The sequence below is a fragment of the Dactylosporangium sp. McL0621 genome, from assembly GCF_049995355.1.
GTDB lineage: Bacteria > Actinomycetota > Actinomycetes > Mycobacteriales > Micromonosporaceae > Dactylosporangium.
In genome coordinates, this window is record NZ_CP188259.1 from 4,983,850 (window position 1) to 4,999,201 (window position 15,352).

Annotated in this window: 16 protein-coding genes and 3 pseudogenes; 12 read left to right on the plus strand and 7 right to left on the minus strand. The window is 69.0% G+C overall.

Features of this window, described 5'->3' with window-relative positions; all coding sequences use genetic code 11:
* Positions 1 to 292: 292 nt before the first annotated feature.
* Positions 293 to 559, minus strand: a complete 267-nt coding sequence (locus tag ACPPVO_RS24065; RefSeq protein WP_426513412.1) for a hypothetical protein — start codon at positions 557 to 559, stop codon at positions 293 to 295.
* Between the two features lie 175 nt (positions 560 to 734).
* On the opposite strand from ACPPVO_RS24065, the gene ACPPVO_RS24070 reads away from it, so the two are divergent.
* From ACPPVO_RS24070 to ACPPVO_RS24090, 5 genes and pseudogenes are all read left to right on the plus strand, one after another.
* Positions 735 to 872 carry a hypothetical protein gene (locus ACPPVO_RS24070; RefSeq protein WP_426513413.1) on the plus strand — a complete coding sequence of 46 codons (138 nt, stop codon included), beginning with the start codon at positions 735 to 737 and terminating at the stop codon, positions 870 to 872.
* A gap of 195 nt (positions 873 to 1,067) precedes the next feature.
* A complete protein-coding gene (locus tag ACPPVO_RS24075) occupies positions 1,068 to 2,564 on the plus strand; it encodes a S53 family peptidase (protein WP_426513414.1) in 1,497 nt (498 codons plus the stop codon).
* A 48-nt stretch (positions 2,565 to 2,612) separates the two neighbouring features.
* Positions 2,613 to 2,891, plus strand: coding sequence for a hypothetical protein (locus tag ACPPVO_RS24080; protein WP_426513415.1), 279 nt, complete (start codon positions 2,613 to 2,615; stop codon positions 2,889 to 2,891).
* A gap of 1,023 nt (positions 2,892 to 3,914) precedes the next feature.
* The gene (locus ACPPVO_RS24085) at positions 3,915 to 4,046 is read left to right on the plus strand and encodes a reverse transcriptase N-terminal domain-containing protein (protein ID WP_426514683.1); all 132 of its coding nucleotides are present in this window, start codon (positions 3,915 to 3,917) and stop codon (positions 4,044 to 4,046) included.
* Positions 4,013 to 4,633: pseudogene (locus tag ACPPVO_RS24090) on the plus strand (IS6 family transposase); the annotation flags it as partial. The gene ACPPVO_RS24085 and the pseudogene ACPPVO_RS24090, both read left to right, overlap by 34 nt.
* Positions 4,634 to 4,746: 113 nt before the next feature.
* On the opposite strand, the gene ACPPVO_RS24095 reads toward ACPPVO_RS24090, so the two are convergent.
* From ACPPVO_RS24095 to ACPPVO_RS24105, 3 genes and pseudogenes are all read right to left on the minus strand, one after another.
* Positions 4,747 to 5,688, minus strand: coding sequence for a GAF domain-containing protein (locus tag ACPPVO_RS24095; RefSeq protein ID WP_426513416.1), 942 nt, complete (start codon positions 5,686 to 5,688; stop codon positions 4,747 to 4,749).
* Between the two features lie 351 nt (positions 5,689 to 6,039).
* Positions 6,040 to 7,240, minus strand: a pseudogene (locus tag ACPPVO_RS24100) (IS3 family transposase).
* Between the two features lie 250 nt (positions 7,241 to 7,490).
* Positions 7,491 to 8,204 (minus strand): nucleotidyltransferase domain-containing protein, encoded by a 714-nt coding sequence (locus tag ACPPVO_RS24105; RefSeq protein ID WP_426513417.1) that lies wholly within the window; start codon positions 8,202 to 8,204, stop codon positions 7,491 to 7,493.
* Between the two features lie 331 nt (positions 8,205 to 8,535).
* On the opposite strand from ACPPVO_RS24105, the gene ACPPVO_RS24110 reads away from it, so the two are divergent.
* The 3 genes from ACPPVO_RS24110 (at position 8,536) to sigJ (ending at position 10,788) form a co-directional block, all read left to right on the plus strand.
* Positions 8,536 to 8,928 carry a hypothetical protein gene (locus ACPPVO_RS24110; RefSeq protein ID WP_426513418.1) on the plus strand — a complete coding sequence of 131 codons (393 nt, stop codon included), beginning with the start codon at positions 8,536 to 8,538 and terminating at the stop codon, positions 8,926 to 8,928.
* 265 nt (positions 8,929 to 9,193) lie between these two features.
* Positions 9,194 to 9,889 carry an NAD(P)-dependent oxidoreductase gene (locus ACPPVO_RS24115; protein ID WP_426513419.1) on the plus strand — a complete coding sequence of 232 codons (696 nt, stop codon included), beginning with the start codon at positions 9,194 to 9,196 and terminating at the stop codon, positions 9,887 to 9,889.
* 29 nt (positions 9,890 to 9,918) lie between these two features.
* Complete coding sequence (sigJ, locus tag ACPPVO_RS24120) at positions 9,919 to 10,788, plus strand: RNA polymerase sigma factor SigJ (RefSeq protein ID WP_426513420.1); 870 nt, start codon at positions 9,919 to 9,921, stop codon at positions 10,786 to 10,788.
* Between the two features lie 139 nt (positions 10,789 to 10,927).
* Here sigJ and ACPPVO_RS24125 read toward each other — a convergent pair whose 3' ends face one another.
* Together ACPPVO_RS24125 and ACPPVO_RS24130 are read right to left on the minus strand one after the other, a co-directional pair.
* Positions 10,928 to 11,377 carry a hypothetical protein gene (locus ACPPVO_RS24125; protein ID WP_426513421.1) on the minus strand — a complete coding sequence of 150 codons (450 nt, stop codon included), beginning with the start codon at positions 11,375 to 11,377 and terminating at the stop codon, positions 10,928 to 10,930.
* Positions 11,378 to 11,443: 66 nt separating this feature from the next.
* On the minus strand, positions 11,444 to 11,638 hold the full coding sequence (locus tag ACPPVO_RS24130) for a hypothetical protein (RefSeq protein ID WP_426513422.1): 195 nt from the start codon (positions 11,636 to 11,638) through the stop codon (positions 11,444 to 11,446).
* Between ACPPVO_RS24130 and ACPPVO_RS24135 the strand changes: the two genes are divergently transcribed.
* Entirely contained in the window at positions 11,637 to 12,632 is a 996-nt protein-coding gene (locus ACPPVO_RS24135; protein WP_426513423.1) for a tetratricopeptide repeat protein, read from the plus strand. The two genes, ACPPVO_RS24130 and ACPPVO_RS24135, sit on opposite strands and share 2 nt — an antisense overlap.
* Before the next feature lie 354 nt (positions 12,633 to 12,986).
* Here the strand turns inward: ACPPVO_RS24135 and ACPPVO_RS24140 are convergent, their stop codons facing one another.
* Positions 12,987 to 13,436: a hypothetical protein gene (locus ACPPVO_RS24140; RefSeq protein WP_426513424.1), complete on the minus strand. Its 450-nt coding sequence runs from the start codon at positions 13,434 to 13,436 to the stop codon at positions 12,987 to 12,989.
* A gap of 314 nt (positions 13,437 to 13,750) precedes the next feature.
* Between ACPPVO_RS24140 and ACPPVO_RS24145 the strand changes: the two are divergent.
* The 3 genes and pseudogenes from ACPPVO_RS24145 to ACPPVO_RS24155 form a co-directional block, all read left to right on the plus strand.
* Positions 13,751 to 14,083, plus strand: a pseudogene (locus ACPPVO_RS24145) (cyclic-phosphate processing receiver domain-containing protein); the annotation flags it as partial.
* A gap of 194 nt (positions 14,084 to 14,277) precedes the next feature.
* On the plus strand, positions 14,278 to 14,583 hold the full coding sequence (locus ACPPVO_RS24150; protein WP_426513425.1) for an NADAR family protein: 306 nt from the start codon (positions 14,278 to 14,280) through the stop codon (positions 14,581 to 14,583).
* Positions 14,584 to 14,742: 159 nt separating this feature from the next.
* On the plus strand, positions 14,743 to 14,919 hold the full coding sequence (locus tag ACPPVO_RS24155; protein ID WP_426513426.1) for a hypothetical protein: 177 nt from the start codon (positions 14,743 to 14,745) through the stop codon (positions 14,917 to 14,919).
* Positions 14,920 to 15,352: the final 433 nt, after the last annotated feature.

The following is a 15,352-nucleotide window of genomic DNA, read 5'->3' on the forward strand; positions in this document are numbered from 1 at the left end:
TCGACGCTCATCATGGGTAGCCCCGCCCGTCGTCTCACCAACCCGATTACACGCTGCCGGGACCAACCCCATTACCGCTATGCCGGGACAGACGACGGACGAGGCACCGACCAAAGGGCTTGACGCAAAACGTCTTACGCTGATGAGCGGAAACGTGATCAAGCGGTAGTCGCCCAGCCCGCCCACCGTCGTATCGTGCCGACATGGAGTTCGTCGACGGGCCACCCAACGCTGGATTGTCACCCTGACGTCCGGCGCAGTCGTGGAGCTGACTGCCCATGGAGACGGACGATCACGCGATCTTCACCGTGCTGGTCTCGGTGACATCAGACGAGCAACTACCCGTGCGCGTTACCGGCCACCTCCCCGTGAAGCCACCGCTGCCTTGGCTCATGGTGGCGAAGATTCCGCTCTCTGAGATTGTGGGCATCACCAGCGACTGAAGCCGCTGACGGCCGGCCGCGCCATCGCGGTCGAGGTGGTCGATGCCCGGTCGATCGGCGCGGTGTGGCTGCTCGACGGCCTGTGGCGCCAACTCGATGTCGGCGGCGAAGTCCACGCCGCGACCGGTGACGTCGGTTCACCACGAACATGAACCGGTGCTGGCGTCGCGGTCTTGGTCAAGGCAGTCGCCTGAAAACATCACTACCCTGCAGGCGCCTGCAGGATAGCGGCAGGGCGGTGGTCAGCTACCGCCCGCGGAGCAGGCCCGGATCGCGCGGGAGCTGCACGACGTGCTCTCGCCCACCCTGTCGGTCATGGTCGTGCAGGCCGACCGGCACGCCCTCGCCGACGTGCGCTGGTTTCTGCGCACCGGGCGGGCCCGACGGGGGTTTTGCGGCATTCGCCGGGCGGCGCGGCCGGCGGTGTAACGCGTGGGCATCCGGAATCGCCGCTTCAGCGTGTCGTCCGGCGCGCACCACCCTGCGCCGGACGGCGCGGTCGCGGCGTGCCGGGCCGGTTGTCCAGCCCGACGATCGGAGCCGGTGCGTCCGTGGCGCATCGGGCGCCCCCTGCCTACCGGCGGCGGGTGTCCGCTTTACAGGGGCTCGCAACAGGGAGGTTGCATGAACGATCATCAGCGCCGATTCATCGGCGGCGCCGCGACGGCGATGCTGGCGCTCGCGGGGCTGTCCGGCACGGGAGTGTCCGGGCGCGCCGCGGCCGGCGTGTTTCATCCGGCAGTGTCGGAGTATGTGCAGATTTCGGCGTCGCAGACGCCGCCGACCCAGGCGCAGTGCGCCTCGGCCGGGCGGCGGTGCTTCAGTCCGCAGGCGATCCGGGCCGCGTACAACCTGCAGCCCCTCTACGCCGCGGGCTTCGACGGGCGGGGCCAGACCATCGCGGTCGTCGATTCGTATGGCAGTGACACGATGAGTCACGACCTCCACGTCTTCGACACCGCCTTCGGCCTGCAGCCGATGTGCGGCGAGGAGGGCGTGGTCTGCGCGCCGGGCATGCCGACGTTCGACGTGCTGCACGTTCAGGGATCCCCGGCGACGAAGGCGCCGCCGCCCGCGAGCAAGGGCACCGGCCAGGAGGACCGCAGCGCCTGGGCGCTGGAGGTGGCCCTCGACGTCGAGACCGCGCACGCGATCGCGCCGATGGCCAACATCCTGCTGGTCGCCACGCCGACCGCGGAAACGCTCGGGGTGCAGGGCTTCCCGGTCATGATGGACGCCGAGCAGTACGTCGTCGACCATCACCTGGCCAACGTCATCTCGCAGTCGTTCGGCTCAGCCGAGGACGCGTTCGGCAGCTCCCGATCGCTGGAGCAGCTGCGGCACGCGTTCAAGTCGGCGGCCGAGAACGGCATCACCGTGCTGGCCTCGTCGGGCGACGGCGGCTCGGCCAACGATCGCAAGCAGCCGGTGGGCAAGGGTGGCGCGCTCATCCCGTATCCGACGGTCGGGTGGCCGGCGTCGGACCCGCTGGTGACCGGGGTGGGCGGCACGTATCTGTGCACCGACCCCGCCAACACCACCTCCCGGGTGGCCGACAGCGTCGACCCGCCGGCGAAGTGCCAGCAGTTCCCGGGCGTCGCCGAGGTCGGCTGGACCTTCTCCGGCGGCGGCTTCAGCCACGTGTTCGGCAAGCCGGCCTACCAGAATGTCCTGCCGGCCGGCAGCACGCCGATCGGCGGCATGCGCGGCGTGCCCGACATCGGCCTGCAGGCCAGCGCCGGCACCGGTGCGCTGGTCTACCTGTCGCTGCCGCCGGACGGGCAGAGCGGCCTGATCTGCGGATCGGCGCCGTGCAGCACGGGGTGGTACGACATCGGCGGCACGTCGCTGAGCTGCCCGCAGTGGGCCGGCCTGGTGGCGATCGCGGATCAGATCAACGGCGGCGGACTCGGGCTCATCAACCCGGCCCTGTACCGCCTGGGCGCCGACCCGGGCCGCTACGCGACGGACTTCTACGACGTCACGACCGGCAACAACACGGCGGACCCGAGTGTGGCGGGCTACCCGGCCACCACGGGCTGGGACCCGGTCACGGGCCTGGGCACGCCGAACGCCGCCCGCCTGCTGCCGGACCTGGTCACGGCCGCACACGGCGGATAGCACCGGCAGCCGGGGAGCGGGCCGCGCCCGCTCCCCGGCACGCTGGGCGTGGCCACGGACACCTGGACGTTCGGCTACACAACCGCGGGCGCCGCCGACCGGGTGCCGACCACCGTCACGGGAACCGTGGCCGTCGACGTCGCGACCGGCCTGATCACGCGGGTCACGACCCACGACGTGGTCGACGACGTCGGGCCGGCGCCGCTGATCGGCGACGCGGAGACCCGGGTCGGCGACTTCGGCACGCCGATGGTCGTGACCGCCGCGAGCAGCTACGCGCCGCTGCGGCCCGGCAGCCCGGCACCGACGCCCGTCACCACGCGGTAGGGGGCGGCGCTAGGCGGGCGGAGAGAAGAACTCCCGCGCCACGCTGTCGGGTTCCTTGAATGAGCTTGCCCTCTGGAGCTGGCGCCTCGGCGAGCCGGTGCCGGCGCGACTCGACCCTGCGCTTGCCGAGAATGCTATCCGGGCAGGTCAGGCGGCATGTTCGTACTCGTGGTATGCCGCCGAGGCGATCGCATCTTCGTACGTTGAGGCGGGCGATCTGCTCCGAATCGGCGATCGGCGCGGGCAAGGGGTGCAGCGGGCGGGCGTTCACGATGCCCTGATGGGGCCGGTGTTCGTTGTTGCAACACGAAGTCGCACGTTGTGGGTGAGCTCGTGGAGGAGGTTCGACGTATGTCGAAGGCGTAGCTCCGGGTCTGTGTTCGACCTTGTCCCCGCCGTGGCGTGCGTGGCCGATTCCTGATCGGTTGGGTCCGAAGCCCATAAGAAAGCCCAAGGACCGTCGTCCCAACCATGACGGTCACAGGTGAGGGGAAGGACCGGTATAGGGCGACTGTCAGGGAACTCTTGCTGATGCCTCGTGACACCGACATCCCGGGTTGGGCTGTAATGCCGGGGTGGTAGGGATCGGCCGTTGTGAGACGGCAGGCGGCGGCCACGGACAACGCGATGGCCAGCGAACATCGTCATCCCCGGGGTAAAGAGAGCGCCCGGCCCGGTCCGGGTCTCACGCGTGTGGAACGTGGTAAACCCGCGTCTGGGTCCACGCCGGGTGCGCAGGTAGGCGCGCGCGGTGCTGGTAGGCCGAGAGTGATCGGGGCGGAACTTCCCGGCGGGACAGGGTGCCCAAGAAGCGAATGCCGGTGGTCGAAAGACGACGGGAAACCGACGACCGCGTGACCAGATCCTTCTCCTGGATGGTGGTCGGATAACCGGCCGGATACCGGGCCTGGTGCCCGGAGCCCCGGAGGGGGCACTGACGTGGGCAGGTGAGCCTTTGACGACGAAGCGGACGTGGATGTCGAACCGACGGGCACGTTGACATGGTCGAACACGCTGATCAGCGTGCGGCAGGTCACTCAGCGCAACACGGGCCGTGCGACCGCGGGGATCGATGGGCGGGTCGCGTTGACCGCCCGGGCCCGCGGTCCGCTGGTACCTGCTACCTGCGGACCAACCTGTCCTACCGGGATGTAGAAGAGTTGCTGGTGGAGCGTGGCGTTGAGGTTGATCACGTCACCGTCTACCGGTGGGTGCAGCGGTTCACCCCGCTGCTGGCCGCCGCCGCCCGATTCTGCCGCCACTCACCGGGCGATAGATGGTTCGTCGACAAGACGTACGTGAAGGTCAACGATGTGTGGCGGTATGTGTACCGGGCGGTCGACCAGTACGGGCAGGTCATCGACGTGCTCGTCGCGGCCCGTCGCGATGCTGATGCGGCCCGGCGGTTCTTCCGACGGGCGCTGTCGGCGTTGAAGGTGATGCCCAGCGAGGTGGTCACCGATGCCGCCGCAGTGTGCCCGGGCGTCTTCGACGAGCTCATCCCGTCCGCGTGGCACCACGTCGAGCAGTATGCCGACAACCGGATCGAGGCCGACCACAGCCGGCTCAAACACCGGTTGAGACCGATGCGCGGGTTACGGACGGACAAGACAGCACAGGTAGTCATCGCCGGGCACGCGTTCATGCAGAACCTGCGTCACGCACACTACGAACTCGCCATCGACGCCCCGCCGGCCATGCGGGTGACCGCTGCGTTTGCCGAGCTCGCCCGAGCGATCTGACCTCGGACCCGAGACGGGCGTTCACGCGTCTGTCGCTCCCGCAACGCAACGGAGCCCTCCTACGTCAAGGGCTGACCTGCTTCGTGGTAGACGGCGCGCGCGCGGCGAACGCCTCACACAGCCGGGAACCGCAGCTCGACGAGGACGCCCGGCGAGCCGACAGTGGCTGACGTGCAGGCCACGGTCGCGCCATGGGCCCGAAGGATCGCCGCGACGGCTCGCGGCACAGGGTCATCGGAGTGTCGCTCGCCGGTCAGCTCGGCGTACCAGTCCGCTGTGACCGACCCGCCCGCGTGGGCGAGTTCGATCGCCGGCGCGGGCGAGTCGCGGACCCGCACGCCGACCTGCGCGTCGGCCCCGGCGGCCTTGAGCGCGGTGAAGGTGGCATAGTCGAGCGCTCGCGATAGTGTCGGCGGATCAGCACGTAGCGGAGCGTGGTTTTCCAAGATCAGCGTGATACAGATGTTGCGCGCGTCGGCGATGCAGCGGAGGTCCTGGATGCGGTCGTCGGTCAGGTAGGCGAGGTCGATGGTCCGCGACGGGTTCACGTCCAGCTGCGCGGTGACGGCTAGCCGCCGCAGTTCCAGCAGTTCGGTGACCTGGTGCGCCAGGGCCCGCAGGGCGCGCATCCGGGCAAGGTCGAGGCGGTGCGGCGCGTGGTCGACGACGCAGAGGGTGCCGAGCGCAGCGCCCTTGCTCGTCATCAGCGGGGCGCCGGCGTAGAAGCGGACGCCGTGGTCCCCGCGAACGTACGGGTTGGCGGCGAACCTGGCGTCCGTCGTCGCGTCCGGTATCACCATCAAGTCCCGGCCCATGATTGCGTGCGCGCAGAACGCCGCCTCGCGCGTCGCCGCAAACGGGACGTCGCCGATCGTCGCCTTGAACCACTGGCGGTCCGTGTCGACCAGCGTGATCAGCGAGATGGGCGCGCCGCAGATCTCCGAGGTGATCCGGACGATGTCGTCAAAGTCGGTCTCGGGCGCGGTGTCGAGGACCGACATGGCATGCAGCGCAGAGATCCGCTCCGCCTCGTTGCTGGGCACCGGTGTTTCCATCCAGGCCTCCCAAGCGCCTTGCTCAATCAGGCGATACAAGTGTGACGCCCGGTTGCGTCGACGGCCAGCGCCCAGGGCTTGCGATCCGGTACAGCGCGACGCAGCTCGGAGGGCCGATGCGCGGTGGTGAGGGTTGCGTGGTAGCGGACGGCGAGTTGTCGTAGCCACAGCCCCGCGTCGGAGCAGAGCCTCCGGCATGGCCCGAGCGGTGTGCGCGGGGCATGCCGGGCGAGTGCGCGATCTGTGGACGTCAGGCCGTGCAGCCCAGCCGCACTCCTGTGTGCGGCCAGCCAGCGGTCCAGTTCGGCCGAGACGTAGCCTTGGGCTTCCTCCCGGGATGTGGACACCGGGTTACGCCGCGATGTGTTGCAGGGTAGTCGATGTGAGGGTTCGTTCGTAGTCGGCGGGGCTGTGGTAGCCGAGGGCTGAGTGGCGCCGGCGGTGGTTGTAGAAGGCGGTCCAGCGGAACACGTCGCGGCGGGCGCCGGCTTCGCATGCCCATCTGCGGTGATCGACATCGAGTTCGCGTTTCAGGGTGGCGAAGAACGCCTCGGCCAGGGCGTTGTCGTACGACGTGCCGGTCCGCCCGGTCGAGCGGCGCACCCGTGCCGGTCGCAGACCGCGGCGAAGGGGGTGCTGCCGTACTGCGATCCCTTGTCGGAATGGAAGACGACCCCGCCGACCTGGCCACCGCGGGCGGCGACCGCCGCCTCGAGGGCGTCGATGACGAGGCTGGCGCGCATGTGCGTGTTGATCGACCAGCCGATGAGCCGGCGGGTGGCGATGTCGATGACCGTGGCCAGGAACAGCCAGCCGGCGCCGACGCGCAGGTAGGTGGTGTCGCCGCGCCACCGCTGGTCCGGGGCGGTGGCGGTGAAGTCCCGGCGCAGCAGATCCGTCACCGGCGCTGCGGCCGGGTCCGGGATCGTCGTGCGTCGGCGGCGACGTAGATGCCGCCCGGCGATGCCGCGCCGGCGCATGACCCGCTCGACCCGCTTGCGGTTGACCCGCACGCCTTGGGCGCGCAGTTCGGCGGTGACCCGCGGTGACCCGTAGACGCCGCCGGACTCAGTGTGCACAGTGGCGATCTGCTCGGCGAGCTGGTCCTCGGCTGCGGCCCGGGCGCGGCGGGCTGGTTCGGCGGCGATCCAGCGGTAGAACCCGGACCGGGACACCGCCAGGAGCCGGCACAGCCGCTTGACGCGGTACGCGGCGCGGTGGGTGGAGATGAACCGGAAGCGGCTGGTCACCGATCCATCTCCTTCGCGAAATAGGCGGCTGCCTTGCGCAGGATCTCCTTCTCCACCCGCAGCTCAGCAACCTCAGCACGCAGCCGAGCGATCTCAGCGTCCTTGTCCGCCGCCGACAACCCCGCACCCGCCACCGCACCCTGCGGCTGCGCCGGCTTCTCCTGCCGACGCACCCAGTTCCGCAACGTCTGGTGACTCATCCCAAGTTCACGAGCGACCTCGTTGATCGGCCGACCCGACGAACGGACCAACTCGACCGCATCACGCCGGAACTCTTCCGTGTACTTTGACGGACGCCCCAACGGGGACACCCCTTCCTCTGGACCGACATCCGGTCTCAGGGTGTCCACACCTCAGGGGGAAGCCCAGACGGCAGGCGCCCCAAAGCTCATTCGCAGACTGAGCCGATCCGGTCAAGATCACGTGCACGCACATCGGCCAGGACAGGAAGCCTCGGCTTAACCGTTGTCGTCACTGATGGTGATCAGCACGGTCCCGCCAACGCGCAGCAGTCGCGGCAGATCCGTGCCCGTCCTCCGGTTAGCCGAGTGGTCAGGAGCGGTCGGGAGCGGCAGCGTCGGCGAAGGCGTGGATGAGTTCGATATCGCTTCCCCAAGCTTCAAATACATCCTCGTGGCCGTGGCGGCAGGCCAGGGTCTCAACCTCAGGAAATAGACGCAGCGAAGCTGTCCCGACGCGGTCCGGCGTAAGCGCTGTGTTCCAGCGGTCGGGGAGCGGGAAGGTCTCCAGCTCCCAGCGCAGGTATTTGTTGTAGGGGCGAAGTCTCCCGTGCAAAGCGAACACGGTCTCCAGCAGCCAGGGCAGGCTCTCCATCTCGTCGAGGAGCGCGGCATCGGCAAAGCCGTCCCGGCGGCTCTTGACGCAGCGGTAGAGCTGGTTGATGTAAGCGTCCAAGCTGGTGCGCGCGTGAAGGGCCGCCTCCTCAACCGAGAGCGTCGCCTGCCGATCGACCAGCTCGACGATGCCTCCGTTGAGGCGGTCCAGCAGCACCTTCGCACCGCGATAGGCATACCGTTGCCAGTGCACAGATGTGTCGGCGAGAGCCTCCACGGTGCAGACCACCTCGTCCAGTGTGTCGGTGCGGGTGCTGTGCCTCCAGGGCTGCGCCTGCTCCGCAACCACGATCGTCACGTCGTAGTCGGACCGGGCGTTCTCCGTGCCACGCGCCCGCGAACCGCTCAGGATCACGCCGCGGACGCCGGGATCCGCGGCTGCGCGGGCAAGGACTCGATCGAGGATGTCCACCGATCAGAGCTACCAGTACGGAACGGTAGCCCACCACCGATTTCCGCCCGCGTCACGCAGACAGAGACGCACGCACATCGGCAGGCCAGGAAGCCTCGGCTTAACCGTTGTCGTCACTGATGGTGATCAGCACGGTCCCGCCAACGCGCAGCAGCCGCGGCAGATGCGGAAGCCAAGATCGGTTGCGATCGTGTTGCTGCTACGACCGCACCGTGCCGTTGGCTGGCCATACGCTCGCATCACCGGCCATGAAAGCGGCGTTGAGCTGCCAGGGGTCGAGCTGCGGCAGAATGCGGGCTGAAGCTCGCGGTTGCCAAGGGAGGGCGATGAAGTGGCCTATGAGATGAGGTTCTACTGCCAGCGGCCCGGCGCCGCGTCCGCGGTCGCGGCGATGGTGCAAGGTGGCGTCCTGGCTCGCTATCCGGGCGCGAGCTTCCGGCGGTACCCGCCCCAGGCAGGCATTCGTGAGTTCGACATTGATGCGTCTACCGGGGCGACGCTGTACGTGCTCATTGACGTCGACGCCGCACGGGTGGGCACGGCCAGGGCCGACATGCCCGATGCTCCGGCCGGGTTGTCGGCCACAACGTCGATCGCAAGGGTTGTCGCGTCGGGCGCCGCCGACCCCGCGCTGCTGATGGCGTGCGCCACGACATTCGTGGTTGATCTCGGCGCAGTGCTGTGGGACGAGATGGACGGGTTCGACGTCACGCTTTCCTGGTGAGCTGTGCCGTGCTCGCCGGTCGTCGGCAGGGATGGCGCGGCCTTGCCGAGGACAGTCACCCGCGGTGACAAAGACCTGCTGGCCGGCGTGCATCAACGGCGGCATGAGCGCGAGCCAAGATCGCACCGCCCCGGTGGACGTCCACCGGGTCAGCGTACAAACGGCCCGCGCAACGCCGGCGACCTGTCACATCTTCGCCGCGCGGTTCGACGGTGTACTGAGGGGTGCGATCAAGGGCACCCAAGGACCGTGAAGGGGCCCGATCATGCGGATCGTCGTCTTCGGAGCCAACGGGGGAACCGGCCGGGTGCTGGTTCGGCAGGCGCTGACGGCCGGTCACGAGGTGGTGGCCGTGACGCGGCAGCCAGCCGCGTTTCCGGTTACCCACGACAGGCTCACCGTGGCGGGTGCCGACATCGGCGACAGCGACCTGGTCGCGCGCATCGTGGCGGGGGCCGACGCGGTGCTGTCGAGCCTCGGCGTCCCGTTCAGCCGCAAGCCGATCACCGTCTACAGCGCGGGCATCGCCAGCATCATCAGCGCGATGTCCCGCCACGGCGTGAAGCGGCTGGTCGCGGTCAGCTCGAGCGCCACCGAACCGAGCTACCACGCCGACGGGGGGTTCCTGCTCAACCGGATCGTGCAACCGCTGGTCACCGCCACGATCGGCCGGACCACCTACGCGGACATGCGCCGCATGGAGCAGTACCTGCGCGAGGCCGACCTGGACTGGACGGTCATGCGCCCGTCCGGGCTGTTCGACGCGCCGACCGTCAGCGCATACCAGCTGCACGAGGACCACGCGGACGGCATCTTCACCAGCCGCACCGACCTCGCCGCGAGTATGCTCGCCCAACTCGACGACCGCGCGTGGATCGGCAAGTTCGTCGCAGTCACCACCTACGAGGGCGCGCCGACCCTCATGCAGATGATGCGCCGCGAAGCGTTCGGCAGTCGTTGACCGGAAACGGGAGCAGACCGTTGAATGACATGCAGTGGTTCGCCGAGCAGTTCGAGGCGCACCGCCCCCACCTGCGCGCGGTCGCCTACCGGATGCTCGGATCGTTGGCCGAGGCGGACGACGCGTTGCAGGACGCCTGGATCCGCACCACGCGGGCCGATAGCCGGTCGATCGACAACATCGGCGCCTGGCTCACCACCCTGGTCGGCCGGGCCTGCATCGACCTGCTCCGGGCCCGCCGGTCACGGCGGGAGAACCTGGTCGGCACCCGGCTGCCCGAACCGGTCGTGAGCCTGGGGGCGACCCTCGATCCGGAGCAGTCGAGCCTGCTCGCCGACGCCGTCGGCCTGGCGCTGATGGTCGTGCTGGATAGCCTCGACCCGGCCGAGCGGCTGGCCTTCGTGCTGCACGACATGTTTGGCGTACCGTTCGACGAGATCGCAGCCATCGTGGACCGTACGCCAGCCGCCACGCGCCAGCTCGCGAGCCGTGCCCGGCGCCGGGTCCGGGGTGCCGCGACCGGGCGGGACACCGACCTGACGACGCAGCGACGGGTCGTCGACGCGTTCCTCGCCGCCGCCCGCGCCGGCGACTTCGCGGCACTCCTGACGCTGCTCGACCCCGACGTGGTGTTCCAGTCCGACACGGGTCCTCAGACGCCCTTCGCCCCGGCCCGGCTCACCGGCGCCGCCGTCGTCGCACGGCACACCGCCGCCCACGGACCGAGGTTCGCGACCCTGTGCGAGCCGGCGCTCGTCAACGGGGCGGCGGGCGTCGTCGCCCGGACCCGATCCAGCGTGGTGGCCGTGGTCGGCCTTACCGTCACCAATGGCCGCATCTCAGAGATCGACCTCATCGTCGACCCAGGCAAACTCGCCGGATTCACGATCTCCGGATGACCAGCCGCGGTGGTGGCTACGCTGGTCCTGCGCGAGCTCCTGCTCGCACTGCCGGAGGACTGCCCAGACAACATCTTCCGGCAAGGCCGGCGGGCGCTGGGCGGCGCCGTACCTTCGCAGCGGCAGATGTGCGGACATCTCACGTAGGCATCTGCCGACGATAGGGCCGGAAGCCGGGGCACGGCAGGCTGCTGTACCACGTGCGGTTACTGCACGCTCCGACCCTGGCGAGCTGCTCGCGTAGTGCCGGGTCGGTGTTCGGGTGGTGGAGCACGAGGTGGCGGACAGCGAACGTGTCAGGATGCGCTTCGGCGGCTTCATGCTGCGCCATCGCTTCGAGGGCGTGGGGCGGGGTTGCCGGATTGAACAGCGTTTGCCAGCGGACTGTGCTGTCCTCGTCGTGGGCAAGCCTGCGGAGCGCCTCTGGCGGCGTATTGGGGTTGCGGGCGGTCCACAGTCTGATCGGCCGGATTTCGTCGGCGGCCAGGACAGACAGCCGTCCTGGCGAGGTGTCCGCGGATCGCGCTTCGAGCACGCGAAGGTAGCACTGCCAGCGTTCGGCATCCGCTGGCACCGGCTGTTGGTCCACGCCACCATGATCCCATCAGCGGGCCAGCACCAGCATCCGCTCATCGGCAGGACAGGAAGCCTCGGCTTAACCGTTGTCGTCACTGATGGTGATCAGCACGGTCCCGCCAACGCGCAGCAGTCGCGGCAGATGTGCGCACGTGATCATGTGGATCTCTGGTCGGCGGCGGGTCGCCGGATCGGAGATTTGCGGCGTTTCGCTGTGCCTGGAATCGATGGGGTCGAGGCGACCGACCCGCTGCGGCACGGTACCTTGCGGCATGCTCGACCGCTTGCGCGCCGCGGTCCAGGCGGCCGATCAGGCCTTCGGACCGGACGATCACCGCACGCTGGCCGCTCGCCTGGACCTCGGTCGCGGGTTCCGGCAGCGCTGCCGTGACCACGAGGCGTACGCCGAGTTGGCAGCATTGGCGGACGCGTGCGCCCGGGCCCTCGGGCCTGAGCATCCGTTCACGCTCACCGTTCACCATGAGGTCGCCTTGTCCTGCTACCACCTGCACCTGTTGCAGGTGGAGCCCGAACCTGGGCGGCTTCCGGAGGCTGTCCGGCGGCTGGAGGAGGTCGCCGTCACCCGGGAACGGTTGATGGGTCCCGCCCATCCCGACACGCTTGCCGTGTGGACCAACCTGGCCGCCGCCTACGCCACGGCGGAGCGCTTCGCCGAGTCGCACGCCCTGGACAAGCGGCTGCTCGCAGGCTGGACGCAAGCGCTGGCCGGCCGGGAGCGTGACCTCGGCCCGGATGCCCCGGACACCCAGTTCGCGCGCGTGCGCCTCGCCGAAATCAGCAGTTCGGACGACTCCCGGGCGTTATGGCACCAAGTCATGACGTCGTGGGGCCGGCTCGCGGCCAAGCGGAGCACGACGCTCGGCCCGGCGCATCCCGACACGATCGATGCCCGCGGCTGGCACGCCTACAGCCACCGCGCGCTCGGCCGGTACGACGACGAGGTACGTCTCGTGGAGGAGATCGCCGCGGAACTCCTGGACCTCCTGGGTTCGGCGGATCCGCGTACGCTGCATGCCCAAGTGCAACTCGCGAGCCGCTATTTCGAGGGCAACTACGACGGCGCCGCCGCCGTCGAACTGGGTGAGCGGATCATTGAGGAGGCCTGCCGGGTGCTTGGACCGGAGCACCAGGACCTACGCGTCGTCCGGGCCGTGCTGATGCTCTCTTACCACGTCGCCGGCCGCACCGACGAGGTGGCCGCGCTGGCCGCCCGCTACCCCATGCCGGACGACGAGGACGGCCTGTAGGCCCAGATTCGCCGCAGCCCCGGCACGCCCACGTTCCGCCGTTCCGGTAGCCCCACAAAGCACAAAGTGGGTACAAGGCACTCGCGCAACCAACATGACCGTCCCTGATCAGAGGCAGTACACCAGCGCCAGTAAGCACGGGCACACCCATGATCCGGCGCTCGGGCATCGGATTCGCTATCCGCAACGCCACCTGCCCCGTCACGCCACTCGTGGACGGTGGCGAGCGACTCGCGGCAAATGAGGACGGGCGTAGAAACTGCCGGGCGTTGGCAGGGAGTCCTCTGTTAAGTCAGCGGGACACCCGGGCGCCTCGCACGGCCTACATGCGCCCGGCACAGCCGCCGACTGCGGTCAACGCGCCGCGGCCCGTCGCCTGCGGCCCGATCCCAACAGCAGGTTTGCCCCCGCCAGGGCCGCACCGCCGACGATGCAGAACATGCCGAAGTTGCGGAGGTTCGTGTGGTTGGTGGCTGGCGCGTCGCCGGTGTCGATCTTCAGCCGCTGCCCCTCGATGTGGATGACCTTGCCCTGGTACAGGGTCACCCGCACCGGGACGCCCCGCACGTCGGAAATCTCACCGGAGAGCGTGACCTTCGCCGTGGCGCGGCGCCCGCCGACGTCCATCTCCGCCCGATCGTGGGTCAGCCCGGTCATCGTGCCGTCGAACGTGATCTGACACTCCGCCGGCGTGAACGCCTGCCCTTCGGGGCAGGTCGGCGCGTGACGGGCTCGGTCCTCCGCGACACCGCTGCGCCACGCCGCCAGCAGCAGACACGCCCCGACGGTCCAGAAGATCGCCACCGCCGCGAGCGCGTCACGGACCGTGAACGGCCGATTCCACCACACAGCCCGATACTCCCACCCCACCGCAACGCCGTGGGGTCCCGTTTGGCTTCGGGGACCCGGTTGTCGGTGAGCTTAGTTCCAGCAGCCGGCGGCCGGTTCTTGTGTTCGTGAGTTCGGGGCCCACTGACGAGGCCGGCAAGGAACCAGATAGGCGAGCCAACGCGATGCGGGTCGTCGGCCTGCGGGAGCACGAGCCTAGGGCGAGCCGCAGTGCTCGACCAGCGGCAAATCCGGATGCTGGATCAAGGCGACGCGAGCATCATCACCGGATGGGTGCTCGCAGCACGGTCGCGCTGGTCGATGACCTCCGTTCGTTTGTGGATGGGCGTAGTGCGGAGGTGGCTCGGACGAGTGCGGCCGGCGTAGAACTCCTCGATCTGTGGCTGGATGACGATCTCGGCGAGGACGACACGATCTGGCCGGTGGTGGAGGTCCTGGAGCGGGCCGCCTTTGAGGAGCGCCCGTTCGACATCGGCGTCATCAACGTCCACTCTGCAAACCCGGTCGGCGCCGCGAAGCTCGTCCAGGTCTTGCGGCACTGGGGCTATCGTGTCCAGGTCGCGTCGGGATCGACGGACCTCAAGTATTTCGGCGGGCCAGCCGTCGACAGCGAGATCCGATGGTGCTCCGTACGTAGAAGCTCGTCGGACATTGCGGCTGGCGGAACAGCGCACCGAGCTCACCATCGCACGCGTACTATGTCGCATGAGCGGAAGCGTGATCAAGCGCTCTCTGCGACGAGGTGCGCAGCAAAATCGCGTGCGATTCGTGGACGCGGGCATCAGTATGTGCGGTGATGTGGCCATCGCCGTTCTTCGACCGGTCCCGGCCGCTGCGCCGCGACTGGGAACGGGTCAAAGACGACGTGATGCGCCGGGCCGTGACGGCCAAGTTCACCGCCCACGCCTACATCCGCGCCATCCTGTTGAACACCGGCGACGAGGAGATCGTCGAGGACACCAGCACGGACCACTACTGGGGACGCGGCCGGAGTGGCACCGGCAAGAACATGCTCGGACGGATCTTGATGTGCGCCCGCACCCAGCTGCGCGCCGACCTCACCCAGAACGCCAACACCCAGGGCCGCCGACAGCGGCGATAGCACTGAGCGCAACCATCGCGAGCGCGCTGTCCGCGGCATGTGCGGATGCCGCTCAGCCCGGTCACGCCGTGACGGCGATCGCCTGATAGGGGGTCTCGGTGGATCATCGATCCGACATGCCGCCGTGGCGCGGCTGACGACGGCCGGCGGTGGGGCAGCGTGGAGTTCACATTGCGGAATGTGATGGAACGAGCGGCAGCGGTCGGCCGCGACGTGGAACTCGCCGACGTGCACGGGATCTTCCGGCACGGCGGTCCAAACCCGGGCGCGAGCCCCTCGGACCTGGCTGCGCTCAGGCGGCGCGTCGACCTGCCCAGTCGTACGTCGAGTTTCTGACCTACTGCGATGCACAATCGCGTAGATCGTCCGTCCACTGTGGATCGACTCGTCCGTGGCAGATCAAGACGCGCCGATCACGGCAGACATCCCATGTCTTGGGTCTCGAAGCGCCCTCAAAGCGGATCATCGTATGGCGGCATCTCGTTGGCGAACGTGCCGTAGGCAGCGCCGCCGGAGGTGTAGCCCGCGACGAAGAGCGGCCTGCCGTCCAGCATGATCCACCACTCGTCGCGGACCGGGGGGCGGCGCGCTCGACGGTACGACAGGGGGTCGTTGGTGGGCGCGGCGCCCACCGCTGCGCCGAGTCAGGCAACGCGAACCCGAGCGCGGTCAGGTCCTCATAGGCCGTGTACCTGTCGACGCCGTACCGCCTGGCGTAGTGCTCCACCGTGACCACCGCCCCGGAACGGACCCACACCCGTGCCGAGCC